Source organism: Herbiconiux sp. 11R-BC, assembly GCF_049472555.1.
Taxonomy (GTDB): Bacteria; Actinomycetota; Actinomycetes; order Actinomycetales; family Microbacteriaceae; genus Herbiconiux.
In genome coordinates, this window is sequence record NZ_JBCEBO010000006.1 from 108,411 (window position 1) to 132,054 (window position 23,644).

Consider the following 23,644-nt stretch of genomic DNA (forward strand, 5'->3'; position numbering starts at 1 on the left):
ATGCGACGCACCGGCGGATGCTCAGAGCGGGTAGGCGAGCGCCCGTTCCGCCGCGAACCCGCACCACACCGCCGTGCCGGACGTCAGGTCGAGCGCCGCGACCTCGCCGGGCGCGAGATCGGCCGCGATCAGCTCGGTGCGCACCCGCACGACGTCTCCGCGCGGTTCGAGATCGAGCACCGTGCCCGGAACCACCTGCAGCCCGGAGCCGGATGCCGGGGGCGCGATCTGCACCGAGACCCACGCCGGGCGCACGGCGATCGCGGCCCGCGCATCCGGTGCCAGCGGCGTCTCGCTCGCCGCCCGCAGCCGCAGCCCGTCCTCGGTCACGAGTTCGCCCGCGGCTCCTCCTCGCCCCGTGAGCAGGTTGAGCGCCGCGAGACCGGCGGTGAACGGGTTGGTGGGGCGGTCGAGCACCGCTCGGGTGGGGCCGGCGTCGACGACGCGGCCGCCGTCCATCACCACCACCCGGTCGGCGAGGGTGAAGGCGTCGAGGATGTCGTGGGTGACGATGAGGGTGGTGCGGTTCGCGAGAACGCGGCGCAGCATCCGGCGCAGAGCGGGCGCCACGGCCACGTCGAGCGCCGCCATCGGTTCGTCGAGCAGCAGGAGTCTCGGTTCCGCGGCGAGGGCCCGGGCCACGGCGATGCGCTGGGCCTGGCCGCCGGAGAGCTCGGCCGGCCGGCGCTCGGCGAGGGCGGCGGCGTCGACCTCGGCGAGCCACTCCTCGGCGAGTGCCGTGGAGGCCGCCTTGCCGCGCCCCCGGCTGCGCGGCCCGAAGGCCACGTTCTCGCGCGCGCTCAGGTGCGGGAAGAGCAGGGCCTCCTGGGCGAGCAGGGAGATGCCGCGGCGGTGCGGCGGGAGCCAGGGCCCCCGGCCGCTCCCGGCGATGTCGAAGAGGCGCTCGCCGTTCAGCACGGCCCGGCCGGAGTCGGGGCGCAGCAGGCCGGCGAGCACGCCCAGCAGCGTCGACTTGCCGGCCCCGTTCGGGCCGAGCACGGCCACGGTCTCGCCCTCGGCGAGCTCGAGCTCGACGTCGAAGCCACGGGCGCCCACCCGGGCGGCGAACTGCAGGCTCACGACGGGGCTCCCTCGGACGGCTCTGCGGTCTCGGCGAGGCGCGCATCCCGGCGCGCCCGGCGCGCCTGCCGCAGGGGAGAGGCCTCCCCGGCCTGGTGTGCGACGCTCACCACGACGATCGCCACCACCACGAGCACGAGCGACAGCGCCACCGCTGCGTCGGGATCGGTCTCGCGCTGCAGGTAGATCTCGAGGGGGAGCGTGCGGGTGACGCCCTGCAGGCTCCCTGCGAAGGTGAGCGTGGCCCCGAACTCGCCGAGCGCGCGAGCGAAGGAGAGGACGGCGCCCGAGAGCAGTGCCGGCAGCACGAGCGGCAGGGTGATGCGTCGCAGCACCGTGGTGGGCGCGGCGCCGAGCGTGGCGCCGACGGCCTCGTAGCGGGTGCCGACCGTGCGCAGCGCGCCCTCGAGGCTGAGCACCAGGAAGGGCAGCGCCACGAAGGTCTGGGCCAGGATCACCGCGGTGGTGGAGAACGCGATGTCGATGCCGGCGACGCTCAGGCTCTGGCCGAGCAGCCCGCGGCGACCGAAGGTGTAGAGCAGGGCGATGCCGCCCACCACCGGCGGCAGAACGAGCGGCAGCAGCACGAGCGAGCGCAGGATCTTCTGCCCCCAGAACCGCGTGCGCGCCAGCACGATCGCCATCGGAACACCGAGGACCACGCACAGCGCCGTCGCGGCGAGCGAGGTGCGCAGGCTCAGCCAGAGCGCATCCAGCGAGGAGGGCGAGGTGATGAGCGGGACGAACTGCCCCCAGTTCACCCGCACGACCATTCCCGCCAACGGCACCACCACGAAGAGGGCGCCGACGATCGCGACGGCGAGGATCCAGCGCGGCACGCCGCCGTACAGGGCCGGCGCGCGCAGGGCGCGGGCGCGGGATCCCTGAGTGGTGCGTGAGGATGCGGAGGCGGCCATCGGTGCGGTCAGTCGGTGCGGGTCGGTCGGGGGTGCTCAGCCGGACGGCGGATGCTCAGGGCTTGCCGAACCCGGCGGCCTGCAGCACTCCCTGGCCCGCGCTCCCGGTCACGAAGTCGACGAAGGCCTGGGCGAGCTCCGGGGTCTTCGAGGCGGTGACCGGGGCGATCGGGTAGGTGTTGACGGCCTGGCTCGACTCGGGGAACGGGATGCCCTGCACCTTGTTGCCCGCCGAGGTGACGTCGGTGACGTAGACGAGCCCCGCATCCGCTTCGCCGCTCGTGACCTTGCCGAGCACGTCGGTGACCGAGGATTCCTCGCTCACCGGCGCGAGCGTGACGTCGGTGGCCTGCTCGACGGTGACCGTGGCGGCGCCGCAGGGCACCTGCGCGGCGCAGATCACGGTCTTGACGCCGGGCTTCGCGAGATCGGCGAAGCTCGCGATGTTCGCCGGGTTCGACGGCGGGACCGCGATCTCGAGCACGTTGGTGGCGAAGTCGACCGGGGCCGAGGCGGCGATGAGGCCGCCGTCGGTGAGCTTCTTCATGTTCTTGGTGTCGGCCGAGGCGAAGACGTCGGCGGGGGCGCCCTCGGTGATCTGCGTGACGAGATCGGAGGAGCCGGCGAAGGTGAGCGCCACCGTGGTGCCGGGGTTCGCCGCCTCGAACTCGGTGGCGAGCTCGGTGAAGGTGGCTTTGAGCGACGCGGCGGCGAAGACGGTGATGCTGCCGGAGAGGGCGGGGGTCGCGCTCGCGGTGGCCACGGGGGTGCCGGCGCTCGTGGCGGTGGCGGTGGCGGTGGCGGGGGCGCATCCGGTGAGCGCGGCGACGACGGCGCCGGTGGCGGCGAGGCCGACGACCAGGCGCGCGGCGAACAGACGACGAGGATGCTGCTGCTTCATTCCTGAACCTTTCCCGGGGTCTCGATGATGACCGTCGTGGCTTTCACGACGGCGACGGCGACGGAGCCGAGCTCGAGGCCGAGCTCGCGCACGGCCTCGCTCGACATCAGGGAGACCACACGGTGCGGGCCGCACTGCAGCTCGACCTGGGCCATCACGGTGTCCAGGGTGATCTCGGTGACCACGCCCACGAAGCGGTTGCGGGCGGAGCGCCCGATCTCGGAGGGGTCCGCCGGCAGCACCGCGTTCTTGCGGGCGAGCTGCGCGAGGGAGAGGCCGTCGACCACGCTGCGGCCGGAGGCGTCCTTCGCGCTCTCGAGCACGCCCGTGTCGATCCAGCGACGCACGGTGTCGTCGCTGACGCCGAGGAAGCCCGCAGCATCCTTGATCCGTATCTGAGACATGAGAACAAGTCTAGGCCCGCATCTGCGGAGTATTCGTCCGACGGGAGACCGCGAACTCGTTCGAGAGGCGCCTACGGGATTCGAACCCGTGTCTACGGCTTTGCAGGCCGCTGCGTAGCCACTCCGCCAAGGCGCCGGATGTGGTGCTGTCCTAGGAGCGTAGACGCCTTCGGAGGGGGAGTGGTCATTGTTACGGGGTGTTCAGCGCATCCGGGCGGCCACGTCGTCGAGGGCGCGGTGGGCCTCGGGGGTCCAGCTGGCGCCGACGAACACGTGGATGCTGCCGGGGTAGAGCCGCAGGGTCACGGGTGACCCCGCGTGCGTCGCCTTGGCGGCGAAGCGCTTCGCGTCGGTGAGCAGGATGTCGTGGTCGCCCTGGTAGATGTGCGTCGGCGGCAGGGCGTCGAGGTCTCCGAAGAGCGGGCTGACGAGTGGATCGGTGGTCGCGCGGGCGCCCGCCCAGGCGATGCCCTGCTGCACGAGCGGGGCTCGGTCGAGCATCGGGTCGAGCGCTTCGAGGGCGTCGATGCCCGGGTCGGCGAGGGTGACGTCGAGCCAGGGGGAGAAGAGGAAGGTCGCGTCGGGCATCCGGATGCCGGTGTCGCGGGCGTGCAGGGCGAAGCCGGCTGCGAGGCCGCCGCCCGCCGAGTCGCCGCCCACGAACACGCGGGGGGCCGCGCGTCCGGCGTAGTCGGCGCTCGTCGCGGGCGCCTTCAGGCCCGTGCCCGTGGTGCTGCCCGTGCCCGTGCTCGTGCCTGCCGCCGTACGCCCCGCCGGCTCGGCGGCGTGCAGGCCGGCGCGCTCGAGCTCGCGGGCGTACACGGCCTCGAGCAGCGAGTAGGCCTCGTCGACGGTGTGCTCGGGTGCCAGCCCGTAGTCGACCACCACGAGGGCGGCCCCGGTGCGCCGCAGGATGCCGCCGATGATGCTCCAGTGCGGCCCGACCATCGGATGCTCGTAGGAGCCGCCGTGCAGGTACACGAAGCGGTCGCCGGATGCTCCACGCCGCGGAATCAGGGTCGTCACCTCGAAGCCGCCCACCGTGGCGATCTCGACGACGCACCGCCGTCGCAGGCTCGCGGGCATCGGCGCCGCGACCTTCTTCGGCGCATCCGCCGCGCGCTTCTCCCACAGGGCCTTCACGAGCGGGATCGACGCGAGCCCTCGCGTCAGCGTCATGGGGATCGACACGGTCACTCCTCGCTTCGTGGCCTGCCGTACGGCTGCGCCGCCGGCTCCGGTGAGCCGATCCTACGGCCCGGGTGTTGGAGAACGCGTCCAGGGCCGCCGTGGAGGGCGGCGCGAATCCTGACACCTCGCCGAACGAGGGTTGTGCGTCGTCGGCGCGCGCCCGGGTGGCGGCTCTTCGTTCAGTCGGCCGTGAGCGCCCGCAGCTCGGCGAGGGCCTCGCGGATGCAGGTGGCCAGGGGCGGAGCGTCGACCTCGGCGACCCAACGGGCGAAGGCCGCGTGGAACACGGCCACGCCGGTCTGCGCCGCCAGGGTCGCCGCGAGCGGGTCGACGCCGCGCCGTTGCAGAGCCTCGGCGGCGGCCGCTCCCAGGCTCGCGAGCTTCAGCAGCTCCCGCTCCTGCAGGCTGGGGTTCGCGGCGAGGATCGCCGTGCGCTGGGCGGCGTACTCCCGCTCGGGGATGACCGAACCGGCCACCTCCATCGCCCGGCCGACGGTCTCGACCGGGCCGACGCCCGCGGGTGTCGCCTCGATCGCGGCGAGCACGGCGTCCTGCAGTCCGACCGAGCCGTTGAAGAGCACTTCGCGCTTGTCGGCGAAGTGGCGGAAGAAGGTGCGCTCGGTCACGCCGGCCCGCTCGGCGATCTCGGCCACGGTGGTCTGCTCGAAGCCGCGCTCGCCGTAGAGCTGCATCGCGGCCAGGGCGAGGCGGCCGCGCGCATCCGGTTCCCAACGTGCCATGGGGCCATTCTAGTGCGGGCACCGCAGAGTGATGACAGAAGCTGACATGGGGTGTTAGAGTGATGTCAGCAACTGACATTGATCGTCCAGGCCGTGCAGGCCGGACGGAAGGAGGCGCACTCATGCGCGTATTCGTCACCGGGGCATCCGGCTGGATCGGCTCCGCCGTCGTTCCCCAACTCCTCGCGGCGGGCCACGAGGTCGAAGGCCTGGTGCGCACCGAGGAGAAGGCGGCGGCCCTGAGGGCGCTCGGAGCGACGGCCCGGCTCGGTGACCTCGACGACCTCGACGGCCTGCGCGCCGGCGCCGAGGCATCCGAGGGCGTGGTGCACCTCGCCTTCAAGCACGACTTCTCCGACATGGCGGGCGCCGGCCGCACCGAGCGCGCCGCCGTCGAGGCGATGGCCACGGCGCTCGAGGGCAGCGACCGGCCCTTCCTGTTCGCCTCGGGCATCGCGATGCTGGCGCCGGGCCGCGTGCTGACCGAGCGCGACGCCTCGCCGATGGTGGGGCCGGATGCTCCGCGCGGCGGCGGCGAGAACTTCGCGCTCGAGTTCGTGGAGCGCGGTGTGCGGTCGGTCGCCCTGCGCTTCGCGCCGACGGTGCACGGGCAGGGCGACTACGGCTTCCTCTCGGTAATCGCCGCGGTCGCGCGGCAGAAGGGCGTGGCCGGGTACATCGGGGACGGCTCGAACCGCTGGCCCGCCGTGAACCGGGCGGATGCGGCGGCCGCCGTCGCGCTCGCGCTCGAGAACGCGCCGGCGGGAACCCTCGTGCACGCCGTGGGCGAGGAGGGCATCTCGGCGAAGGAGATCGCCGAAGCGCTCGGCCGTACGCTCGGCGTGCCGACGGCGTCGATCGCGCCCGAGGCCGTGGCCGAGCACTTCGGCTGGATCGGCATGTTCTTCGGCGTCGACATGCCCGCCTCGAGCGTGCTGACTCAGGAACTGCTCGGCTGGACGCCGACGCATCCCGGCCTCCTCGCCGACATCGAGGCGGGCTACTACCCGGGGCGGTGAGCACAGCGGTCCTGGTCGCGGCATAATCGACGCATGACTTCGGGGGAATCCGACCGGGCCCAGAACGCGCAACCGGCGGCCGCGGCAGCCTCGCCGCAGGCGCAGGCGCAGCCGCAGCCGCAGGCGCACGCACCGGCACCTTGGCCGTCGGCGATGCCGTTGCTGCCGCCGCCGGGCTGGTACACCGATCCCGACCCGGCGGCCGGAGGGCGCGAGCGCTGGTGGACGGGCTCGGCCTGGTCGCCTCACACCGCGCGTGCCGCTCGGAACGGGATCTTCGGAGCCGACTACGAGCGAGCGCATCGCCCGGGTGTGAACCTCGCCGTGCGCCGGGGTTCACGGTTCTATCTGGTCGGGGTGCTGCTCTGGACGGCGTCGGTCATCGGCATCGTCGTGGTCGGCATGCTGGGTGTGCAGGGGGACCCGGTGCCGTTCGCGGCGACCATCGTGACCGGATTGCTCGGGCTGATCGCGGTCGCGGTGGTGCTCATCGGGATCGCCGCGTTCCACGGAGTTCGTGGACTGCAGGCGGCGGCCCAACACGGTGCGACGGTGCCGGCGGTGCGTCTGATCGTGGCTCCGGTGGTCATCGTGGTCGTCACCATCGGCATCGTGCTGATGATGTTCCTCCGCTGACGCCGCGGCGCCCCCGACTCGGTGGCCGCGGTCGAGTCCGGTCAGCGGTCGAGCGGCGCTCGCCGTGCGTCGTGTGCCGCGTGCGCGGCGCGCGCCTCGTCGACGTGCGTGACCCGCACCACCTCCGCAAGCGGCCAGCGGGCGCCGAAGTACGCCTCGGCGCCGGCCATCGGCGGCTCGGCGGGGGTCTGACCGGTGCCAGAGAGGGCGGCGCGGCCGGGGACGGCGGGGCCGGCGACGAGCGCGATCACGTCGACCGGGCCGAAACTCTCCTCGATCGTCCACAGCGCATCCGTCAGCGAGAGCAACTCGGTGTCGCGCATCTCGGCGGTCAGGATGCCGTCGCCGTACACGTTCACGAGCAGCGCGAACGGCGCGGCATCCCGGGTGATCACCGCCACCTGGTCGTGCTGCTCGAGCAGGGCGCCCGCGAGCGTGCGGGCGGCCACATCGTCGTCGCTCACGATGCACCAGACTTCGGACATTCGCAGACCTCCTCCGGCGCTCGCGGCGCCGTCCCGGGGTTCCGGCCACCCGGCTGGGCCGTCGGTCATCCCATGCTCGCCGGTGGCGGCGCGTCGCGAATCCTCCCAGGGTGCACATCGCGCTACTGCGGATGCGGTACCCCGGTGCCATGCGCCCGGGCCGCGCTGCCCGCTACCCTGGACCCGTTCAGCATCCGGAAAAGGAACGAGACCATGACATTCGGCGAGTCGATCAGCACGGTGCTCCGCAAATACGCCGACTTTGCCGGGGTGGCGTCGCGCTCGGAGTTCTGGTGGTGGATTCTCTTCACCGCTCTGGTCTCGGCCGCGCTGAACGTGTTCACCGCGGTGCCGATCAGCGGTGGATCGAGCGTCGGCGCCCTGCTCTCCGGCGTCTGGTCGGTGGCCGTGCTCGTGCCGAACCTCGCGGTCGGCGTGCGCCGACTCCGGGATGCGGGGCACAGCTGGCCGAATCTGTTCTGGGTACTGGTGCCCATCGGGGGACTCGTCGTGCTGATCGTCTACTTCACGCAGCCCTCGCGGCAGCCGGTGCCGGGCGGCCCGGAGGCGATCCGCGTCTGACCGCCACCGGCGCCTGAGCGGCATCGGCCAGGGACCGCTACGGGACGAGCGCGAACGTGCCGCCCGGATGCCCTCCGGCAAGCTCGGCGCCGCCCACGATGCGGTAGCCCTCGGCAGCGGCCCGTCCCGTCGCGGCGATGCTCACGATGCGCCCATGGTCGGCCACCAGGGCGAGCGACACGTCGACCGCCTCGTCGGTGCCCACGCAGTCGAGGGCGGCGTCGATGCCGTCGGGGGCGGCATCCTGAACCCGCTGCCGGAGTCCGGGCCGAGTTCATTTCACTCGGTAGACGTCCCGTCGATGGCCGACCGTCAGCACGAGAACGAGCAGGCGTCCTTCGTTGATCTCGGAGATGATGCGGAAGTCACCGACGCGCACGCGCAGCTCGCCAGGCCGGCCCACGAGCGCCTTCATCGCCGCGGGCCGCGGCTCGTCGCGCAGCAGGCCGACGACCACGAGCACCCTCCGTCGCACGACGGGATCGAGCTTGCGCACCGACCGCGCTGCGGCAGGGCTGAACTCGACTCGGTAACGCTCAGTCAACGACGATGCCGAGCTCGGCGGCGAGCTCGTCGAGGGAGACGGTCGGCGCACCGCCGGCCATCTCCTCCCGGGCGGCATCGACGGCGGCAGCATCTTCGGCATCCTGCAGTGCCGCGAGTGCGCGGGTGGCGACCTCGGCGTCGAGGATCATCACGCTGTCGCGCCCGTGCTGCGTGATCGTCACCGGCTCGCGGTGGGCGATCTGCAGAGTGCGGGCCCACTGCTGACGGGCCTCGGTGGCCGGAATGGCGATCATAGCTAAATTGTACATTTTAGCTATCCCTGTGTCGATCGGACGGTGGTGCAGGGAGATCTCTGAGGGTATCGAGGGCTGCCGACAGCGGCGATGCGGGAGCGGATGCGGCGGGCACGGCAAAGGGCCGGGCACTGCGAGAGTGCCCGGCCCGTGTGTTCACCAGGAGGGGTGAAACCTGTGCCGCTATGCCGCCTGCGCGAGGAGCTCGGCCGCCGCGTCCGCCGTCACGATGAGTCGCCCGTCGCGGGCGTCGATCGTGACCGCCCCGCCGTCGGCGAGGGCGCCCGACACCAGCAGGTCGGCGACGCGATCGTCGACGTTGCGCTGGATGACCCGGCGGAGCGGGCGTGCTCCGTACTCCGGCTCGTAGCCGGCCTCCGCGATCCAGTCGGTGGCGGCATCCGTCACGGTCAGCGCGATCGAGCGCAGCGCCAGCCGGGCCCGGGTGGCGCCCAGCATGAGCGTCACGATCCGGCGCAGCTGCGCCTGCTCGAGCTTGCGGAACAGCACGATCTCGTCGATGCGGTTGAGGAACTCGGGGCGCATCGCCTCGCGCAGCTTGCCCATCACGCGGTCGCGCAGCGCCTTGTCGGAGCCGAAGCCGTTGTCGGAGCCGTCGGCCGAGCGGGCCACGAAGCCCATCGCTCCCGAACGCGAGGCCAGGAACTCCGAACCGAGGTTCGAGGTCATGATGACCACCGTGTTGCGGAAGTCGACCGTGCGGCCCTGACCGTCGGTCAGGCGCCCGTCGTCCAGCACCTGCAGGAGCAGGTTGAAGACATCCGGGTGCGCCTTCTCGATCTCGTCGAACAGCACCACCGAGTAGGGGTTGCGGCGCACGCGCTCGGTCAGCTGGCCGGCCTCGTCGTAGCCGACGTAGCCGGGAGGGGCGCCGACCAGGCGGGAGACCGTGTGGCGCTCGCCGAACTCCGACATGTCGAAGCGCAGCATGGCCTTCTCGTCGCCGAACAGCGACGACGCCAGGGTCTTCGCGAGCTCCGTCTTGCCGACGCCCGTGGGGCCGAGGAAGAGGAACGAGCCGATCGGCCGGCCCGAGTCGCCCATGCCCGTGCGGTTGCGGCGCACGGCCTGAGCGACCACGGTGACCGCGTCGTCCTGCCCGATCACGCGATCGTGCAGCTCCTGCTCGAGCACCGCGAGCCGCGAACGATCGACGTCGCCCAGGCGCCCGGCCGGGATGCCGGTGGCGCGGGAGATCACCGCGGCGATCTCCTTCTCGTCGACGACGACGGCGTCATCCGGAGCCGAAGTCGCGGCACGACGGGATGCCGTGGTCGCCTCGGCCAGCTGCCGCTGGATGTCCTCGATCTCGTCGCGGATGCGCGAGGCCTCCTCGTAGTGCTCCGCCGAGACGGCGGCGTTCTTCGAGGCCTCGAGGGCTCCGAGGTCGGCAACGAGCGCCGAGACGTCCACCGCGACGGCCTTCGCGCCGAGCGAGAGCCGCAGTCGCGCGCCGGCCTGGTCGATCAGGTCGATCGCCTTGTCGGGCAGGAAGCGGTCGCTCACGTAGCGGGCCGACAGCTCGACGGCCGCCTCGAGCGCCGCGTCGGTGTAGCTCACGCCGTGGTGCTCCTCGTAGGCCGCACGCAGCCCCTTCAGGATGAGCACTGCATCCGACGCCGACGGCTCGCCGACGGTCACGGGGGAGAAGCGGCGCTCGAGCGCGGGGTCCTTCTCGATGCCGCGGTACTCCTTGAGCGTCGTGGCGCCGAGCAGGTGCAGCTCGCCGCGGGCCAGCCGCGGCTTCAGGATGTTGCCCGCGTCCATTCCGCCCTCGCCGGAGCCTCCGGCGCCGACGACGGTGTGGATCTCGTCGATGAAGACGATCAGTTCGTCCTTGTGCGCCGAGATCTCGTCCATCACGGTGGTGAGGCGCTCCTCGAAGTCGCCGCGGTAGCGGGTTCCGGCGAGCATGGCGGGCAGGTCGAGCGACACGATGCGCTTGCCGAGCAGCTGCTCGGGAACGCCGCCGTCGACGATCGCCTGTGCGATGCCGTCGACGATGGCCGTCTTGCCGACGCCGGCCTCGCCCACGAGCACCGGGTTGTTCTTGGTGCGCCGGGAGAGGATCTCGATGGTCTGCTCGATCTCGTCCTGCCGCCCGATCACCGGGTCGAGCTCGCCCTCCCGGGCGAGAGCCGTGAGGTCGGTGCCGAACTTGTCGAGGGTCGGGGTCTCCGACGTCCCGCCGTTCGCGGGGTCTCCGGATGCATCCGGGTCGCCCGCGGTCGCGGCTCCACCTGCAGCGGCGCCGACGTTCTGGCGCATGCCCTCCTGCAGCGACTCGGGCGTGACGCCGGCCTGCGCCAGCACCTGGCCGGCGGGGGAGTCCTGGTTGATCACGAGCGCGAAGAAGAGGTGCTCGGGGTCGATGTAGGTCGAGCCGGATGCGCGTGCCACCTGGTAGGCGTGGAACAGCGCGCGCTGGGCCGACTGGGTGAGCGCGGGCGCGACGACCGGGTCGCTGCTGGCGGCGGGCAGCCGCAGCTCGGCGGCCGCGGCGATGGCGCGCGGGTCGGCACCGACGCGGCGGATGGCCTCGGCGGCAGGGTCGACCGGCGCGATCGTGCGCAGGATGTGGAGTGCGTCGAGTTCGGAGTGGCCGTGCTCGACGGCGTAGCTGCCGGCCTGGGAGAGGAGCTCCTGGGTGCGGCGGCTGATCAGCTTGCTGAGGTCGACCGAGCGGCTGGCTCGCGCCGCGCGCTGTTCGCCCTCGAGGTAGCGGGCGAGGAACTCGTCGAACGAGTTGCTGCCGGCCTCATTGGGGTTTAGGTTCTCGGGCACGAAACCTCCTGGTTTGAAACTTGAGTGCCTTACGCTCAAGTTCAACGCCCGAGGGGCCGGGTTATTCCCGGGCCGCAGACATCACGGGTGCACGATGATCTTCACCTGCGACTCGTTGTGGTTGATGAGCTGGTCGAAGCCCTGGTCGACGAGGTCGTCGAGGGCGATGCGGCCCGTGATGAACGGGGCGAGGTCGACTTTGCCCTGCTGCACGAGGGCGATCGTGGCGGGGTGGTCGTTGGCATAGGCGATGGTGCCGCGCAGGTCGAGCTCCTTGAGCACGAGCTTCTGCATGTCGACGCTGGCAGGGTGCCCCCAGATCGACACGTTCACGATCACGCCGGCCGGCCGAACGGCGTCGAGCAGGGTGTCGAGCACCGCGTTCACGCTCGAGCACTCGAAGCCCACGTCGGCGCCGCGGCCGTCGGTGAGGGCGCGCACGGCCTCGGCCACGTCGCCGTCGCGCGGGTCGAGCACGTGGTCGGCCACGCCGGTGCTGCGCGCGCGGTCCTTCCGGGCCTCGCTCAGCTCCGAGATGATGACGGTGAGGCCCTCGGCCTTGAGCACGGCGGCGAGCAGCAGGCCGATCGGGCCCGCACCGCCGATGAGCGCCACGTCGCCGGCTCCGGCGCCGGAGCGCACGAAGGCGTGGTGCCCCACCGAGAGCGGCTCGATCAGCGCGGCCTGGTCGAGCGGGATGTCGCCCACCGGGTGCACCCAGCGTCGCTCCACCACGACCTTCTCACTGAGGCCGCCGCCGCGGCCGCCGAGGCCGATGAAGTTCATGTCGTGCGAGAGCTGATAGGCGTCGCCCTCGCCCGTGGGGACCTCGGGGGAGATGATGTACGGCTCCACCACGACGCTCTCGCCCACCGTGAGGTCGGTGACGCCCTCGCCGAGGGCTGCGACGGTGCCCGAGAACTCGTGCCCGAGGGTGACCGGCGCCTCTTCGTGCGAGATCGGATTCGGATGCCCGGGCGCCGGAACGAAGATGGGCCCGTCGAGGTACTCGTGCAGGTCGGTGCCGCAGATCCCGCACCATGCCACGTCGATGGCGACCGTGCCGGGCAGCAGGATGGGCTCCGGGATGTCCTCGATGCGGATGTCGTGGCGGGCGTAGTAGCGGGCGGCCTTCATGGGTGACTCCTTCGGTCCGGCACCGGGCTGCGGTGACACCGCCATGGTTGCATCCGCCCTGAACGCCGGACAGGGCCGAAAGGCCCACGGATGTGGCGGGCCGTCGTCGACGGCGACCCACCGCATCCGCGTGCCGGGGAGCGTGGAGCTCAGTACTTGTACGACTGCCCGCCGTCGATCGGCACCACGGCCGCGTTGATGTAGCTGGCGTCGTCGCTCAGCAGGAAGGCCACGACGGCGGCGATCTCGGGGGCTTCGCCGTAGCGCTTGGTGGGGTTGCCCTGGATGAACTGCTCGGCGGCGCCGCGCGGGTTCTCGGGGTCGAGCTGCTTCATCGAGTTCTCCACCATCGGGGTCCAGATGGCGCCGGGGGCGATGGCGTTGATGGTGATGCCGAACTGGCCGTACTCGATGGCCGAGTTGCGGGTGAGGCCGACGACGCCGTGCTTGGCGGCGGCGTAGCCCGACTGGTTGCCGATGCCGCGGATGCCGCCGACGCTCGCCGTGTTGACCACGCGGCCGGCGCCCTGCTCGTGCATGACCTTCAGCACCTTCTCGAGGCCGAGGAAGACGCCGCGCAGGTTGATCGCGACGACCCGGTCGAATTCGGCCGAGGTGAAGTCCTCGGTGAGGTTCTGCTTGCCCTCGATGCCGGCGTTGTTGAAGAAGCCGTCGATGCGGCCGAACTTCGCGCGGGTCTCGGCGACGTAGCGGTCGACGTCGGCCTCGTTCGAGACGTCGGCGACGACGGTGATGATCTCGGCGTCGGGGGCGACGGCGGTGACGGCGTCGACGGAGGTGGCGAGACCCTGCTCGGACACGTCGACGAGGGCGAGTTTCGCGCCCTCCTCGGCGAGACGCACGGCGGCGGCGCGGCCGAGGCCGGATCCCCCGCCGGTGATGAGGACGACACGGTCGGTAAAGCGGTTCACGAGATGACCTTTCAAACGGGTCCGCAGCCGCGGGCCGGGTTGCGACGAACGCCATAACCAACGTTCGTTGGATAAAAGCATACGCCGGGCGGCTTGACTTCAAGCGCTTGAGGTCTGGTGGGATGTGGACATGACAGTGATGACGATTCAGAATGCGTCGCGCCGCACCCGGCTCAGCGAACCCACCCTGCGCTACTACGAGGAGGTCGGGCTGATCGGCCCGATCGCCCGCGACGAGTCGAGCGGCCACCGCCGCTACGGCGAGGCCGACCTCGACGCGCTGCAGGCCCTCGCCTGCCTCCGCGCCATGGGGGTGGGCATCGCCGACATGCGCACCTACCAGGCCAATCGCGCCATCGGCCGCTCCGCCGCGGGCGAGCAGCGCGACCTGCTCACCCGCCACGCCCGCCGCATCGAGACCGAGATCGCCACGCTCCGTGTGCACCTCGACTACCTCGAGGCTAAGGCCGCGCTCTGGGATGCGCGCGACCGCGACGACCCGCAAGCCGAGGCGGCCGCCGCCGAGCGCGTGAACGCGATGCTCGACCGGCTCGAGGCGGTGCTGTGATGACCCGGATGCTCGTGACCGGCGCATCCGGATACCTCGGCACCCGCGTGGTCGCCGACCTCCTCGCCAGCGGCGTCGAGGTGCGCGCGACCGTGCGCACCCCGGCGAGCGAAGAGGCGCTCCGCACGGCCCTCGCGCGGGTTCCGGATGCCGACACCAGCGGTCTCGAGGTGGTGTTCGCCAGCCTCACCGACGACGAGGGCTGGGCATATGCCGCGACCGGCATGGACGGCGTGCACCATCTCGCTTCGCCGATGATCCTGGCGACGAGCCCCGACGAGATCGTGCCGCCCGCCCGCGACGGCGCCCTGCGGGTGCTGCGGGCCGCGCGCGATGCCGGCGTGCCCCGCGTGGTGCTCACGTCATCCTTCGCCGCGATCGGCTATTCGCCGAAGCCGGTGCGCGATTACACCGAAGACGACTGGACCGACCCCGCCACCCCCGGCCTCGCGCCCTACCCCCTGTCGAAGGCGGTCGCCGAGCGTGCCGCGTGGGACTTCATCGAGCGCGAGGGCGGAGGCACCGAGCTCGTCGTGATCAACCCCACCTGGATCGCCGGCCCCACCCTCACGGTCGACGCCCGCTCCTCGCTGCAGGTGTTCACCGGCATGCTCTCGGGCGCCATGACCCACACGCCCCGGCAGCGCTTCGGCATCGCCGACGTGCGGGACGTCGCGTGGCTCCATCAGGCGGCGATGCGGGCTCCGGATGCCGCGGGCCAGCGCTACCTCGCTCTCGCCGACGGGCCCACCCTGACCTTCCTCGACGTCGCGAACGTCTTGCGCGAGCACCTCGGCGTCTTCGCCGAGCGGGTACCCGCCGAGGAGGCTCCGGGGGAGGAGCCCACCCCGCTCACCATCCACAACGACCGCGCGAAGCGCGAGCTCGGCTTCCGCCCGCGCCCGGCCGGGCAGACCATCCTCGACACGGCCGCGAGCTTGCGGGAGCTGGGCCTGGCCTAGCGTCAGCACGCCCCACAAGCACGACGAACGAACGAGCGAACGAGCGGCGGSGCCGGCCTATCATTCCGAGGCCGGCGCCGCCCTCTTCTTCGCCCGCTCGGGAACCGTCGACGGGATGCCGCGCGAGAACGCCAGGGCGAGAACCGAGATGGCGAGCAGCCCGAAGAACGCCACGTGCAGCGAGCTCAGCTGCGAATCGCGGTAGATGCCCTCGAGCGAGGAGGCCTCCGCGGCGGTCAGCCCGGCCTGCTCGCCGAGCTGGGCCACCGAGGCCGCCGGCACGATCGCGACGCCTCTCTGGGTGGCTTCGCTGATGAGGCTCTGCGCCTCGGCGGGCAGATCGCTCGCGGCCACTCCTCCGGCGAACGACGTCGCCAGGCTGCCGATCAGGATCGACCCGATCAACGCGGTTCCGAGCGACGATCCGAGGTTCTGGAACACTCCCTGCAGTCCGCCCACCTCGCTCGTCTCCTTCTCGGTGACGCTCGACATGTTCACGTTGCCCAACTGCGAGGCGAGCAGCCCGAGCGCGGCGCCCGCCAGGAACATGCCGGCGGCGAAGAGCAGGCTCCGGAGGTCTTCGGTCGCCGCTCCGAGCAGCAGCAGGGCGCTGAAGACGAGGATGAGCTGCCCCGTGCGCACGATCCGCCGCGCCGACCACACCCTGGAGAGCCGCGTGCCGACGACGGAGAAGAGGATCAACGAGATCGAGAGCGGAAAGATCTTGAGGCCCGTCTGGAGCGCGTCGAGCCCCAGCGTCATCTGCAGGTAGACCGGGACCATGAAGAACAGCCCCGCGGTGACCGCGTACTGGGCGCCGAGAACGGCGAGCCCGCTGCGAAGCTGGCGGATGGAGAACATCTCGACGTGAACGAGCGGTGGCCGCCCGCGTCGCACGAGCATCCGTTGCCGTCGCAGGAACGCGAACACGAGCGCCGCTCCGGCGAGGATGAGCCAGGCGGTGAGTGAGACGCCGAGCGGGGCGATCTCGACGTCGCCGATGGCGGGGGAGGCGAGCGGCCGGATCCAGCCCCAGGTCTTGCTCTGCAGCATCCCGAACACGATGAAGACGAGCCCGACGGCCGAGAGCGCCACGCTCAGGATGTCGATGCGCACGGATTGCCGGGTCGTCGCATCCGTGATGCGGCGCGAGAAGAGCACCACGCCCGCCATGATGACCACCTCGGCGACGAAGACGAACCGCCAGTTGGAGTAGGTGGTGACGAACCCGCCGATGAGCGGGCCGGCGGCCACCGCCGCGCCCGAGACGGCGCCGATGATGGCGTAGGCGGTGATGCGGGCGCCGCCCTGGTAGTTGTCGGCGATGAGAGCGGCGATGGCCGGAATCACGAGAACCGCGCCCAGTCCTTCGACGATCGACCAGCCGAGGAACAGCAGCTGGATGTTCGGGCTGAGTGCCGTGATGAGCGAGCCGAGGGCGTAGACGCAGGAGCCGATCACGAAGGCCCGGCGCCGCCCCCAGACGTCTCCGAGCTTGGCGCCGAGGAGCATCATCGCCGCCATGGTGAGGGTGTAGAAGGTGATCGCGCCCTGCATCGCCGCCACGGTGGTGTCGAGGTCGGCGACCACCGTGGAGATCGACACGTTCATCACGGTGCCGTCGAGCACCATCACGAACTGCGCGGCGCCGAGGATGATGACCACCGACCACTTCTTCATCACAACCGCCCGTTCTCCTGCGCTGGAGCCGGGCCCGCGGTCACGGGTGTCGGCTGCCCGTCATCTTCCTCTTTTGTCGAGGCGCTGAACAGCAGATCCGGCCACCCGTGCCGTGGTGCGGTCAGGGGCGGAGGTTCTCCAGGTCCTCCAGCAGGCTCGGATGCGTCGGGGCCCAGCCGAGCTCGGCGCGGGTGCGCGCGCTCGAGGCCGGCTGGTCGGCCACGAAGACCGGGCCGAGCGGCCCGAAGTTCTCGGCCGGCACCTCGGCGACGGGCAGGCCGAGGCGCCGGCCCACCACGGTCATGATGTCTTTCACCGGGTCGCCCTCATCCGCCACCGCGTGCCAGGCGGTGCCGGCGGGCGCGTTCTCGAGGGCGAGCCGGAAGAGCACGGCGGCGTCGAGCGCGTGCACCGCGGGCCAGCGCTGGGCGCCGTCGCCCGGGTAGCCGGCCACGCCGGTCTGGCGGGCGATGCGGGTGAGCAGGCCCGCGAATCCGCCTTCGCCGTTCGCGTGCACGGTGCGGGGGAGCCGCACGGAGGAGGTGCGGACGCCGCTCTCGGAGAGCGCGAGAATCTTCTCGACCGTGATGCTGCGGCCGGCGACCGGCCCGTGGGTGGGTAGGGGGTCTGCCTCGGTCGAGGGGCGGCCCTCCGCCTGGGGTGTGCCCGAGACGGTGACGAGCGGCTTGCCGGTGCCGACCAGCGCGTCGCCGAGGGCCTCGAGGGCGGCGGTCTCGTCGGCGATGTTCGCCGCGAGGGCTTCGGGCGAGCTGAAGTCGTTGCCGAAGGCGAGGTGGATGACGCCGTCGGCCGAGGCCGCCTGCTCGCGCAGCACGGCGAGGTCGGTGAGGCCGCCGTTCACGGTATCGGCGCCGGCCGCCCGGGCCTTGGCGGCCGAGGCCTCGGAGCGGGTGAGGGCGGTGACGGAATGGCCGGCCGAGAGGAGCTCGGCGACGACCGCCGAGCCGATGAGTCCGGTGCCACCGGTGATGAAGACGCGCATGAAGACCTCCACAAGTGATGCGACTGATGTCCCATCACCGTACACCTGATAAGACTCTCGTCGCATCACGTAGACTGCTCCCATGCCCAGATGGAAACCGGATGCGCGCCAGCGGCTGGCCGTGGCCGCTCTCGACCTCTTCACCGAGCAGGGCTACGACGAGACCACGGTCGCCCAGATCGCCGAGCGGGCCGGTCTCACCCGCAGCACCTTCTTCCGTCACTTCGGCGACAAGCACGAGATCCTCACCGCCGGCCAGGAGATGCTGAGCACGCTCTTCGCCGAGGGGATCGCGGAGGCGCCGGCCTCGGCATCGCCGCTGGACGCGGTGGCGCTCGGCCTCGACCGCGCAGCCGGAGCCATGACCTCGTTCAACCGCGACCTCGGCCCGCGTCTGCACGCGGCCACCGAGGCCAACGAGGAGCTCCGCTCCCGCAGCGCCATGAAGTCGGTCGTGATGGCGACGGCGATCTCGGATGCTCTGCTCGCGCGAGGCGTGGCGGCGCCGGCCGCGCAGGTGGCCGCCGAGCTCGGCGTGCTCGCCTTCGGGGCCGGCTACCGCGCCTGGAGCGACCCCGCCCGCGACGCGGCTCCCGGCGAGCTCACCCCGCACACCCGAGCGGCCTTCGCGGAGCTGCGGGAGGCGGCGGCCGCCCTGCGCTGATCGCGGCGAGCCCGCCGGCCGACGAGCTGGCATCCGAGGATCTGCCACGGCCACCCCCCTACAGGGGCTGCCGCCGCGATCGTCGACACTCGTAGAGTGAGCGAGGCGATCCGACGAATCGTCCGCGCGATCACCCGTCGCGCGCCTCGACCCGATTGCGACGACGATGACGAATACGCCTGCCTCCGGCTGGTACAGCGACCCCCAGGATCCGACTCGCGAGCGGTGGTGGGACGGAGCGGCCTGGGGTGAGCACTCGCGGCCGATCGGCTCCGCCGCGACGGCGGGTTGGCGGCCCACCCGTGCGACCTGGATCTCTGCAGCGGTGGCCTTCCTCATCGCCCTCGTCGCTGCGGCGACCGGTGGGCTCGGCGCCTTCCTGGTCGTCGCTGGTCTCTATGGTCTCGCTGCCGCGGTCTGGACTCTCGGCACGAAGAAGTCCGGCTGGCTCAATCTGCGAGGACGCGCGACAGCGGTCAAGGTGGTCGTCGGTGTCTCGGCCGCCGTGGTCCTCCTCGGTGTGGTCGCGCACCCGTGGGCGCCGAACGCGTCCGCTGGGGGAGGGTCGGCGCAGGTCGTCTCGGCGCCGGTGGCGTCGTCATCCGCGTCGCCCTCGTCGAAGCCGACACGGGTTCCGACTGCCACGGCGACGCCCACACCGACCCCCACGCCCAAGCCGGTGACGAAACCGGTCTCGACTCAGACCGGCCAGTCGGCGGATGCTGCGGAGACCGCCCTCAAGGCAGCCGGTTTCGCTGTGCAGAAGACCGCCTCGGACGGTTCGGCGCAGACGGACTGGAGCGGCTGGACCGTCGTGGAGCAGCGCCCGGCCGCCGGAACGGCCGTCGAGGTGGGCGGGACCGTCGTGATCGTGCTGGCACCTCCGGCGCCCGCTCCGGCCGCTCCGGCGGCCCCCGTTGCCCCGGCTGAGTCGGACCCGGCCCCGGCCCCCGATCCTGCCCCGCCGGCGGAGCCGGCCCCCGCGCCGATTCCGGACGTGTCCTACGCCAACTGCGCCGCCGCTCGGGCCGCGGGAGCTGCGCCCATCCACCGCGGCGAACCGGGCTACAGCTCGAAGCTCGACCGCGACGGTGACGGCATCGCCTGCGAGTAGGGGCATGGCGGTGGATGCTGTCGACCGGATGCTCTGATGACGGGAATGCGCCCGGGCCGGCACGCGGGCCCGCCGCCTCAGCCTCGCTGCGCCAGGAACCCGTCGATCGCCGCCCACGTGGCATCCGGCCGCTCGAGGTGCGGGAGGTGCCCGGCCTCCGCGATCTCCACGAACTGCGCTCCCGGGACGGCGCCGGCGATTGCGCGGCCGTACCCGGGCGTCACCACGCCGTCACTCGCTCCCCACACCACCAGCGTCGGCACCCGGATGGCGGCGAGCCGCGGCAGCAGTCCGGGGTCGTTCATGCCGCGTCCGGCGATCGCCGCCATCGCGCGGGCGTTCCCGGCCTGGATCGCGCGGGCCTGCTCCGAGAGCGCGGCCGGATCGATGAAGCCACGGTCGGCATCGTGCCAGGCGACCTCTGCCAGCTGACGAGGGCTCAGCGAGAAGAAATCGGCGATCGGTTCCCCGGCCACCACGACGCCCACCGCGTCGATCACGACCACCGATTCGATGAGCCCCTCGAAGCCGTCGGCGGCGGCCTGAACGGCCATCTCGAGGGCGATCCAGCCGCCGAGCGACGACCCGACGAGGGTCGCTCCCCGCGCCGGCCGCCGGGTGTCGGCGTCATCGACGAGGAGCTGCAGGTACGCGGTGGCGAGCTGCGCGACCGAGGTGAGCGTCTCCGGAAGATCGGTGCCGTCCCATCCCGGATGCGTCGGTGCGACGACGTGCCGCGTCGCAGCGAGGTGGGCTGCGATCGGTGCGACGGTGCGGGGACCCCCGCCGCCGTGCAAGACGAGGGCGGCCGGCAGATCGGGCTCGTGTGCGAGGCTTTCAGTGTTCATGATCTCTCCAAATCAACATGTTTATATAAGCTTGCTGATACGCTAGCACCATGACGACCGATCTGGAACTGCTCGGACAAGCCCTCAAGCGCGCGCAGTACCGCAACCACCGCACGATGGATGCGGCGCTGCAGGATGCGGGCGTGAGCCTGGTGCAGTGGGACGCCCTGAGGGCCATCGACCAAGCGCCCGGTGCCTCCGCGCATGAACTGGCCGTCGCCACCTTCCAGAGCGACCAGTCGTTCGGCACCCTTGCGGGGCGGCTGATCGACCGCGGTCTCGTCGCGCGTGCTCCCGGCCGCGGCCGTCGCGTCGAGCACACGCTCACCGAAGCGGGGGCCGACACCCTCGCCGCCGGCCGTCGCGTCGTGGCGGCCGAGCTGCCGAAGCTGTTCGCGCCCCTCGACGAGCCCCAGCGCGCGGCGCTCTTCCAGGCCTTGACCGCGCTGCAGGCGGCGGGGGCGTGACGCAACCGGAGCCGCGCATCCGGATCGCCCGCGGTGTCCCTCGGCGACGATGGCCGAAGGGGTGATGGCCGCTCAGCCGGCCGGCACCGCCGCCAGCAGTCGCGCCGCCTCCGCCTCCCGGGCCTTGTCGCCGAGGCTCGCCGTCTCGGCCGATGGCCGGCCGATCACCGGGAGCCAGAAGATCAGCCGCCGGTGGTGCCCGCTCAGTTCTTGGTACTCCGCCACGAGGCTCATCCGCGGGAAGGTGTTCACCAGCACGGCATCCGGAACCAGCACATCCACCATCCGTCCCCACCAGGGCGACGGCAGCATCGCATCCTGTCCCGCCCGCCGGGCGAGCAGGCAGGCGTTCTTCTGTGCGGTGCGGCGATACGTGAGCAGGGTGAGGATGACCGAGAAGATCGTCGCGAGGATGAGGATGACGAGAACCGGGAACCCGATGGCGACCGGGATGGCGGCCAGTGCCTGAATGTTGATCGTGTCGAGCACGTACAGCAGCACGAGCGAGAGCAGGCCCCAGATCACCGCGTACTTCAGGCAGATGCGACCCTGCACGTTGAGGAACTCCTTGCTGTAGTCCCAATAGACGGCGTGGAACAACTTCTCCATGAGCAGGCTCGTGAAGTACTCGAGCGTCGTGCCCACCACGAGTCCGAGCCCGAACACCGCGAACGGGTTGTCGACCACCGGCAGCAGCACGAGCGAGATGAACACGCCGCCGGCCCCGTAGAGCAGGTTGAACGGCACGTACAGCAGCCCGAGCCGCGACTCGATGACGCCGCGGTACTCGATGGTCCAGCAGTAGACCATCTCGATGACGACCCCGATGAACCCATAGATGAAGAACAGCCACAGGCCCACGTAGGTGGCGCCGACGGCGATCGCCAGGGTGTCGTTCATGCGGGCTCCTCACGGGGCCATTCGGGCGTCAGCGCGTTCATGGCACGACCCTAGCGGGGGTCACGCGTGTTCGACGTGAGGCCGGGCGGCTTGCAGCGGAGGCGGCGGCTCCGCGGATCGAGAACTTTTTTCGCCCGGGTGCATCCGAATCGGGGTCTGCGGGAGAAGTAAGGGGTGAAAGCAGTTTTCCCCCTGCTCCTCGTGAGCACGATCTGGAGGTACTCATGCGCAAGATCCTCATCTCAGGGCTGGCCGCCGGCGCTCTCATCGCTGTCAGCGCCGCTCTCCCCGCAGCGGCCGCCGATGGCGACGCGTCGCTGTCGGTGCTGCACGCGGTTCCGGGCGTCACCGTCGACGTCTACGTCAACGGCGCCCTCACCCTCGACGACTTCACGCCGGGCACCCTCGCGGGGCCGCTGCCTCTGGCCGCCGGAACCTACTCGGTGGCCATCACCGCCTCGGATGCCGCCGACGCGAGTTCGCCGATCATCGGCCCGGTGGACCTGAACCTGGCCGCCGGAGGCAACTACACGGCCGTCGCCCACCTCGATGCCGCGGGCAAGCCCACCGCCACGCTCTACACGAACGACACGGCCACCATCCCGGCCGGGCAGGGCAAGCTGACCGTGCGCCACGACGCCGCGGCTCCGGCCGTGGACGTGCTCGCCGGCGGAACCCCGGTCATCACGAACCTGGCCAACCCGGCCGAGTCGGTGCTCACCCTTCCCGCGGGAACCGTCTCCGCATCCGTCGCCGCCACCGGAACCACCGACCCGGTGATCGGCCCGGCGGATGTCGTGGTCGCCGAGGGAACGAACACCATCGTCTACGCGTGGGGCAGCCTCACCGACGGCAACCTCGCGCTCGCGGTGCAGACCATCGACGGCCTCCACTCGAACCCGGGCGGAGTGCCGGCGGGCAACGCCGGTCTGGTCGCCACGAACCAGCCGGGCGACAGCGCGCCGCTGTGGATCGGCGCGGCCGTACTGCTGATGCTCGCCGCCGCGGTGACCGCCGTGGCGATCCGTCGCCAGAGCGCGGCGAAGGCCGGACGCTGATCGGGCGTCGGCCACAGACCGCCCTGGCCGGGGCGAAGTCCCTGCATCCCCCGGCCAGGGCCTCCGCCGTGCTCGTCGCCGTCTTCGCCGGACTGGCGTTGTCGCTCGGCGGCTGTGCTCCTGCCGGCCCGGCTTCGTCGCCGGCCGCAGCGCCTGGCGCCACTCCGGCGACCGCCGGCCCCGCGGGCTCGCCGACACCGACGTCGATCCCGGATGCCGGTGGCGCGACAGCCGCCGCCGTGCCCCGGGTGCCGCTGGCCGACGCCAGGCTCGGGGCGGTGAGCGGCGCGCCGGCCGTGCCGCCGACGCGGGTGGAGGTCCCGGCTCTCGGGATCGACGTCTCGGTCGCAGAAGAAGGTGTCGACGCCGACGGGGCGCTGGCGCTGCCGGCCGACCCGGATGTGGCCTCGTGGTATCGCTGGGGCCCGTCGCCGTGGAGTGCGGCGGGGGCGACCGTCATCGCGTCGCACGTCGACTCGCTCGACTACGGCCTCGGCCAGTTCGCGCGTCTCGCGAGCGCGCCGGTGGGCACGAGCATCCGCGTCACGGCGGCCGATGGGAGGGTCGCGGTGTTCGCGGTGCAGAAGGTCGAGCTGCAGCAGAAGACGCAGATCGACTGGAGCGGCGTGTTCGACCGCACGGGGGCACCGCGGCTCGTGCTGGTGACCTGCGGCGGCGACTTCGACTACGACACCGGGCACTATCTCAGCAATGTGATCGTGACCGCCGTTCCGGCCGCGTGAGAGGAGGG

At 71.7% G+C, this 23,644-nt stretch carries 26 protein-coding genes, 1 tRNA gene and 1 pseudogene; 10 read left to right on the plus strand and 18 right to left on the minus strand.

The window, feature by feature from the left end; all coding sequences use genetic code 11:
* Positions 1-21: 21 nt before the first annotated feature.
* From VD659_RS14695 to VD659_RS14725, 7 genes are all read right to left on the minus strand, one after another.
* Complete coding sequence (locus VD659_RS14695; RefSeq protein WP_423261819.1) at positions 22-1,080, minus strand: sulfate/molybdate ABC transporter ATP-binding protein; 1,059 nt, start codon at positions 1,078-1,080, stop codon at positions 22-24.
* Positions 1,077-1,997, minus strand: coding sequence for an ABC transporter permease (locus VD659_RS14700; protein WP_423261820.1), 921 nt, complete (start codon positions 1,995-1,997; stop codon positions 1,077-1,079). Before VD659_RS14700 ends, VD659_RS14695 begins: the two co-directional genes overlap by 4 nt.
* A 55-nt stretch (positions 1,998-2,052) precedes the next feature.
* A complete protein-coding gene (gene modA, locus VD659_RS14705) occupies positions 2,053-2,898 on the minus strand; it encodes a molybdate ABC transporter substrate-binding protein (RefSeq protein ID WP_423261821.1) in 846 nt (281 codons plus the stop codon).
* On the minus strand, positions 2,895-3,302 hold the full coding sequence (locus VD659_RS14710) for a TOBE domain-containing protein (RefSeq protein WP_423261822.1): 408 nt from the start codon (positions 3,300-3,302) through the stop codon (positions 2,895-2,897). The genes modA and VD659_RS14710 overlap by 4 nt, the downstream gene beginning before the upstream one ends.
* 65 nt (positions 3,303-3,367) lie before the next feature.
* Positions 3,368-3,438, minus strand: a tRNA-Cys gene (locus VD659_RS14715).
* A gap of 65 nt (positions 3,439-3,503) precedes the next feature.
* On the minus strand, positions 3,504-4,493 hold the full coding sequence (locus tag VD659_RS14720) for an alpha/beta hydrolase fold domain-containing protein (RefSeq protein ID WP_423261823.1): 990 nt from the start codon (positions 4,491-4,493) through the stop codon (positions 3,504-3,506).
* A gap of 179 nt (positions 4,494-4,672) precedes the next feature.
* On the minus strand, positions 4,673-5,233 hold the full coding sequence (locus tag VD659_RS14725; protein ID WP_423261824.1) for a TetR family transcriptional regulator: 561 nt from the start codon (positions 5,231-5,233) through the stop codon (positions 4,673-4,675).
* 122 nt (positions 5,234-5,355) lie between these two features.
* On the opposite strand from VD659_RS14725, the gene VD659_RS14730 reads away from it, so the two are divergent.
* Together VD659_RS14730 and VD659_RS14735 are read left to right on the plus strand one after the other, a co-directional pair.
* On the plus strand, positions 5,356-6,252 hold the full coding sequence (locus VD659_RS14730) for an SDR family oxidoreductase (protein ID WP_423261825.1): 897 nt from the start codon (positions 5,356-5,358) through the stop codon (positions 6,250-6,252).
* A gap of 33 nt (positions 6,253-6,285) precedes the next feature.
* Positions 6,286-6,888, plus strand: a complete 603-nt coding sequence (locus VD659_RS14735) for a DUF2510 domain-containing protein (protein ID WP_423261826.1) — start codon at positions 6,286-6,288, stop codon at positions 6,886-6,888.
* A gap of 41 nt (positions 6,889-6,929) precedes the next feature.
* On the opposite strand, the gene VD659_RS14740 is transcribed toward VD659_RS14735, so the two are convergent.
* Positions 6,930-7,373: a hypothetical protein gene (locus tag VD659_RS14740; RefSeq protein WP_423261827.1), complete on the minus strand. Its 444-nt coding sequence runs from the start codon at positions 7,371-7,373 to the stop codon at positions 6,930-6,932.
* Positions 7,374-7,586: 213 nt separating this feature from the next.
* On the opposite strand from VD659_RS14740, the gene VD659_RS14745 reads away from it, so the two are divergent.
* Positions 7,587-7,955, plus strand: a complete 369-nt coding sequence (locus tag VD659_RS14745; protein ID WP_423261828.1) for a DUF805 domain-containing protein — start codon at positions 7,587-7,589, stop codon at positions 7,953-7,955.
* A 37-nt stretch (positions 7,956-7,992) separates the two neighbouring features.
* Here the strand turns inward: VD659_RS14745 and VD659_RS14750 are convergent.
* The 6 genes and pseudogenes from VD659_RS14750 to VD659_RS14775 all read right to left on the minus strand — a co-directional run.
* Positions 7,993-8,205, minus strand: a pseudogene (locus VD659_RS14750) (NADP-dependent oxidoreductase); the annotation flags it as partial.
* A gap of 24 nt (positions 8,206-8,229) precedes the next feature.
* Positions 8,230-8,499: a type II toxin-antitoxin system RelE family toxin gene (locus VD659_RS14755; RefSeq protein ID WP_423261829.1), complete on the minus strand. Its 270-nt coding sequence runs from the start codon at positions 8,497-8,499 to the stop codon at positions 8,230-8,232.
* Positions 8,492-8,755, minus strand: a complete 264-nt coding sequence (locus VD659_RS14760) for a type II toxin-antitoxin system prevent-host-death family antitoxin (RefSeq protein ID WP_423261830.1) — start codon at positions 8,753-8,755, stop codon at positions 8,492-8,494. Before VD659_RS14760 ends, VD659_RS14755 begins: the two co-directional genes overlap by 8 nt.
* 183 nt (positions 8,756-8,938) lie before the next feature.
* Positions 8,939-11,560 carry an ATP-dependent Clp protease ATP-binding subunit gene (locus tag VD659_RS14765; RefSeq protein ID WP_423261831.1) on the minus strand — a complete coding sequence of 874 codons (2,622 nt, stop codon included), beginning with the start codon at positions 11,558-11,560 and terminating at the stop codon, positions 8,939-8,941.
* An 81-nt stretch (positions 11,561-11,641) separates the two neighbouring features.
* On the minus strand, positions 11,642-12,697 hold the full coding sequence (locus VD659_RS14770) for a 2,3-butanediol dehydrogenase (protein ID WP_423261832.1): 1,056 nt from the start codon (positions 12,695-12,697) through the stop codon (positions 11,642-11,644).
* A 149-nt stretch (positions 12,698-12,846) separates the two neighbouring features.
* Positions 12,847-13,629 carry an SDR family oxidoreductase gene (locus VD659_RS14775; RefSeq protein WP_423261833.1) on the minus strand — a complete coding sequence of 261 codons (783 nt, stop codon included), beginning with the start codon at positions 13,627-13,629 and terminating at the stop codon, positions 12,847-12,849.
* Positions 13,630-13,768: 139 nt separating this feature from the next.
* Between VD659_RS14775 and VD659_RS14780 the strand changes: the two genes are divergently transcribed.
* A complete protein-coding gene (locus tag VD659_RS14780; protein WP_423261834.1) occupies positions 13,769-14,197 on the plus strand; it encodes a MerR family transcriptional regulator in 429 nt (142 codons plus the stop codon).
* The gene (locus VD659_RS14785; protein WP_423261835.1) at positions 14,197-15,159 is read left to right on the plus strand and encodes an NAD-dependent epimerase/dehydratase family protein; all 963 of its coding nucleotides are present in this window, start codon (positions 14,197-14,199) and stop codon (positions 15,157-15,159) included. The genes VD659_RS14780 and VD659_RS14785 overlap by 1 nt, the downstream gene beginning before the upstream one ends.
* A 60-nt stretch (positions 15,160-15,219) precedes the next feature.
* Here VD659_RS14785 and VD659_RS14790 read toward each other — a convergent pair whose 3' ends face one another.
* Positions 15,220-16,839, minus strand: a complete 1,620-nt coding sequence (locus VD659_RS14790) for an MFS transporter (RefSeq protein WP_423261836.1) — start codon at positions 16,837-16,839, stop codon at positions 15,220-15,222.
* Between the two features lie 121 nt (positions 16,840-16,960).
* Positions 16,961-17,842 carry an SDR family oxidoreductase gene (locus VD659_RS14795; protein WP_423261837.1) on the minus strand — a complete coding sequence of 294 codons (882 nt, stop codon included), beginning with the start codon at positions 17,840-17,842 and terminating at the stop codon, positions 16,961-16,963.
* Positions 17,843-17,924: 82 nt separating this feature from the next.
* Between VD659_RS14795 and VD659_RS14800 the strand changes: the two genes are divergently transcribed.
* Positions 17,925-18,506, plus strand: a complete 582-nt coding sequence (locus VD659_RS14800) for a TetR/AcrR family transcriptional regulator (protein WP_137837059.1) — start codon at positions 17,925-17,927, stop codon at positions 18,504-18,506.
* A gap of 166 nt (positions 18,507-18,672) precedes the next feature.
* Positions 18,673-19,620 (plus strand): excalibur calcium-binding domain-containing protein, encoded by a 948-nt coding sequence (locus VD659_RS14805; RefSeq protein ID WP_423261838.1) that lies wholly within the window; start codon positions 18,673-18,675, stop codon positions 19,618-19,620.
* A gap of 77 nt (positions 19,621-19,697) precedes the next feature.
* Here VD659_RS14805 and VD659_RS14810 read toward each other — a convergent pair whose 3' ends face one another.
* Positions 19,698-20,468 (minus strand): alpha/beta fold hydrolase, encoded by a 771-nt coding sequence (locus VD659_RS14810; protein ID WP_423261839.1) that lies wholly within the window; start codon positions 20,466-20,468, stop codon positions 19,698-19,700.
* Between the two features lie 50 nt (positions 20,469-20,518).
* On the opposite strand from VD659_RS14810, the gene VD659_RS14815 reads away from it, so the two are divergent.
* Positions 20,519-20,935: a MarR family winged helix-turn-helix transcriptional regulator gene (locus VD659_RS14815; protein WP_423261840.1), complete on the plus strand. Its 417-nt coding sequence runs from the start codon at positions 20,519-20,521 to the stop codon at positions 20,933-20,935.
* A gap of 72 nt (positions 20,936-21,007) precedes the next feature.
* On the opposite strand, the gene VD659_RS14820 is transcribed toward VD659_RS14815, so the two are convergent.
* Entirely contained in the window at positions 21,008-21,835 is an 828-nt protein-coding gene (locus VD659_RS14820) for a putative ABC transporter permease (RefSeq protein WP_423261841.1), read from the minus strand.
* 224 nt (positions 21,836-22,059) lie between these two features.
* On the opposite strand from VD659_RS14820, the gene VD659_RS14825 reads away from it, so the two are divergent.
* Both VD659_RS14825 and VD659_RS14830 read left to right on the plus strand, forming a co-directional pair.
* Positions 22,060-22,893 (plus strand): DUF4397 domain-containing protein, encoded by an 834-nt coding sequence (locus VD659_RS14825; protein WP_423261842.1) that lies wholly within the window; start codon positions 22,060-22,062, stop codon positions 22,891-22,893.
* 68 nt (positions 22,894-22,961) lie between these two features.
* Positions 22,962-23,636, plus strand: coding sequence for a class F sortase (locus VD659_RS14830; RefSeq protein ID WP_423261843.1), 675 nt, complete (start codon positions 22,962-22,964; stop codon positions 23,634-23,636).
* Positions 23,637-23,644 lie beyond the last annotated feature (8 nt).

Excerpts from the sequence above, each read along its gene's own strand:
- VD659_RS14700 (WP_423261820.1), bottom strand. The coding sequence starts at position 1,997 with ATGGCCGCCTCCGCATCCTCACGCACCACTCAGGGATCCCGCGCCCGC.
- modA (WP_423261821.1), bottom strand. The coding sequence starts at position 2,898 with ATGAAGCAGCAGCATCCTCGTCGTCTGTTCGCCGCGCGCCTGGTCGTC.
- VD659_RS14710 (WP_423261822.1), bottom strand. The coding sequence starts at position 3,302 with ATGTCTCAGATACGGATCAAGGATGCTGCGGGCTTCCTCGGCGTCAGC.
- VD659_RS14725 (WP_423261824.1), bottom strand. The coding sequence starts at position 5,233 with ATGGCACGTTGGGAACCGGATGCGCGCGGCCGCCTCGCCCTGGCCGCG.
- VD659_RS14730 (WP_423261825.1), top strand. The coding sequence starts at position 5,356 with ATGCGCGTATTCGTCACCGGGGCATCCGGCTGGATCGGCTCCGCCGTC.
- VD659_RS14735 (WP_423261826.1), top strand. The coding sequence starts at position 6,286 with ATGACTTCGGGGGAATCCGACCGGGCCCAGAACGCGCAACCGGCGGCC.
- VD659_RS14740 (WP_423261827.1), bottom strand. The coding sequence starts at position 7,373 with ATGTCCGAAGTCTGGTGCATCGTGAGCGACGACGATGTGGCCGCCCGC.
- VD659_RS14745 (WP_423261828.1), top strand. The coding sequence starts at position 7,587 with ATGACATTCGGCGAGTCGATCAGCACGGTGCTCCGCAAATACGCCGAC.
- VD659_RS14760 (WP_423261830.1), bottom strand. The coding sequence starts at position 8,755 with ATGATCGCCATTCCGGCCACCGAGGCCCGTCAGCAGTGGGCCCGCACT.
- VD659_RS14770 (WP_423261832.1), bottom strand. The coding sequence starts at position 12,697 with ATGAAGGCCGCCCGCTACTACGCCCGCCACGACATCCGCATCGAGGAC.
- VD659_RS14780 (WP_423261834.1), top strand. The coding sequence starts at position 13,769 with ATGACGATTCAGAATGCGTCGCGCCGCACCCGGCTCAGCGAACCCACC.
- VD659_RS14785 (WP_423261835.1), top strand. The coding sequence starts at position 14,197 with ATGACCCGGATGCTCGTGACCGGCGCATCCGGATACCTCGGCACCCGC.
- VD659_RS14790 (WP_423261836.1), bottom strand. The coding sequence starts at position 16,839 with ATGAAGAAGTGGTCGGTGGTCATCATCCTCGGCGCCGCGCAGTTCGTG.
- VD659_RS14795 (WP_423261837.1), bottom strand. The coding sequence starts at position 17,842 with ATGCGCGTCTTCATCACCGGTGGCACCGGACTCATCGGCTCGGCGGTC.
- VD659_RS14800 (WP_137837059.1), top strand. The coding sequence starts at position 17,925 with ATGCCCAGATGGAAACCGGATGCGCGCCAGCGGCTGGCCGTGGCCGCT.
- VD659_RS14805 (WP_423261838.1), top strand. The coding sequence starts at position 18,673 with ATGACGAATACGCCTGCCTCCGGCTGGTACAGCGACCCCCAGGATCCG.
- VD659_RS14810 (WP_423261839.1), bottom strand. The coding sequence starts at position 20,468 with ATGAACACTGAAAGCCTCGCACACGAGCCCGATCTGCCGGCCGCCCTC.
- VD659_RS14815 (WP_423261840.1), top strand. The coding sequence starts at position 20,519 with ATGACGACCGATCTGGAACTGCTCGGACAAGCCCTCAAGCGCGCGCAG.
- VD659_RS14820 (WP_423261841.1), bottom strand. The coding sequence starts at position 21,835 with ATGAACGACACCCTGGCGATCGCCGTCGGCGCCACCTACGTGGGCCTG.
- VD659_RS14825 (WP_423261842.1), top strand. The coding sequence starts at position 22,060 with ATGCGCAAGATCCTCATCTCAGGGCTGGCCGCCGGCGCTCTCATCGCT.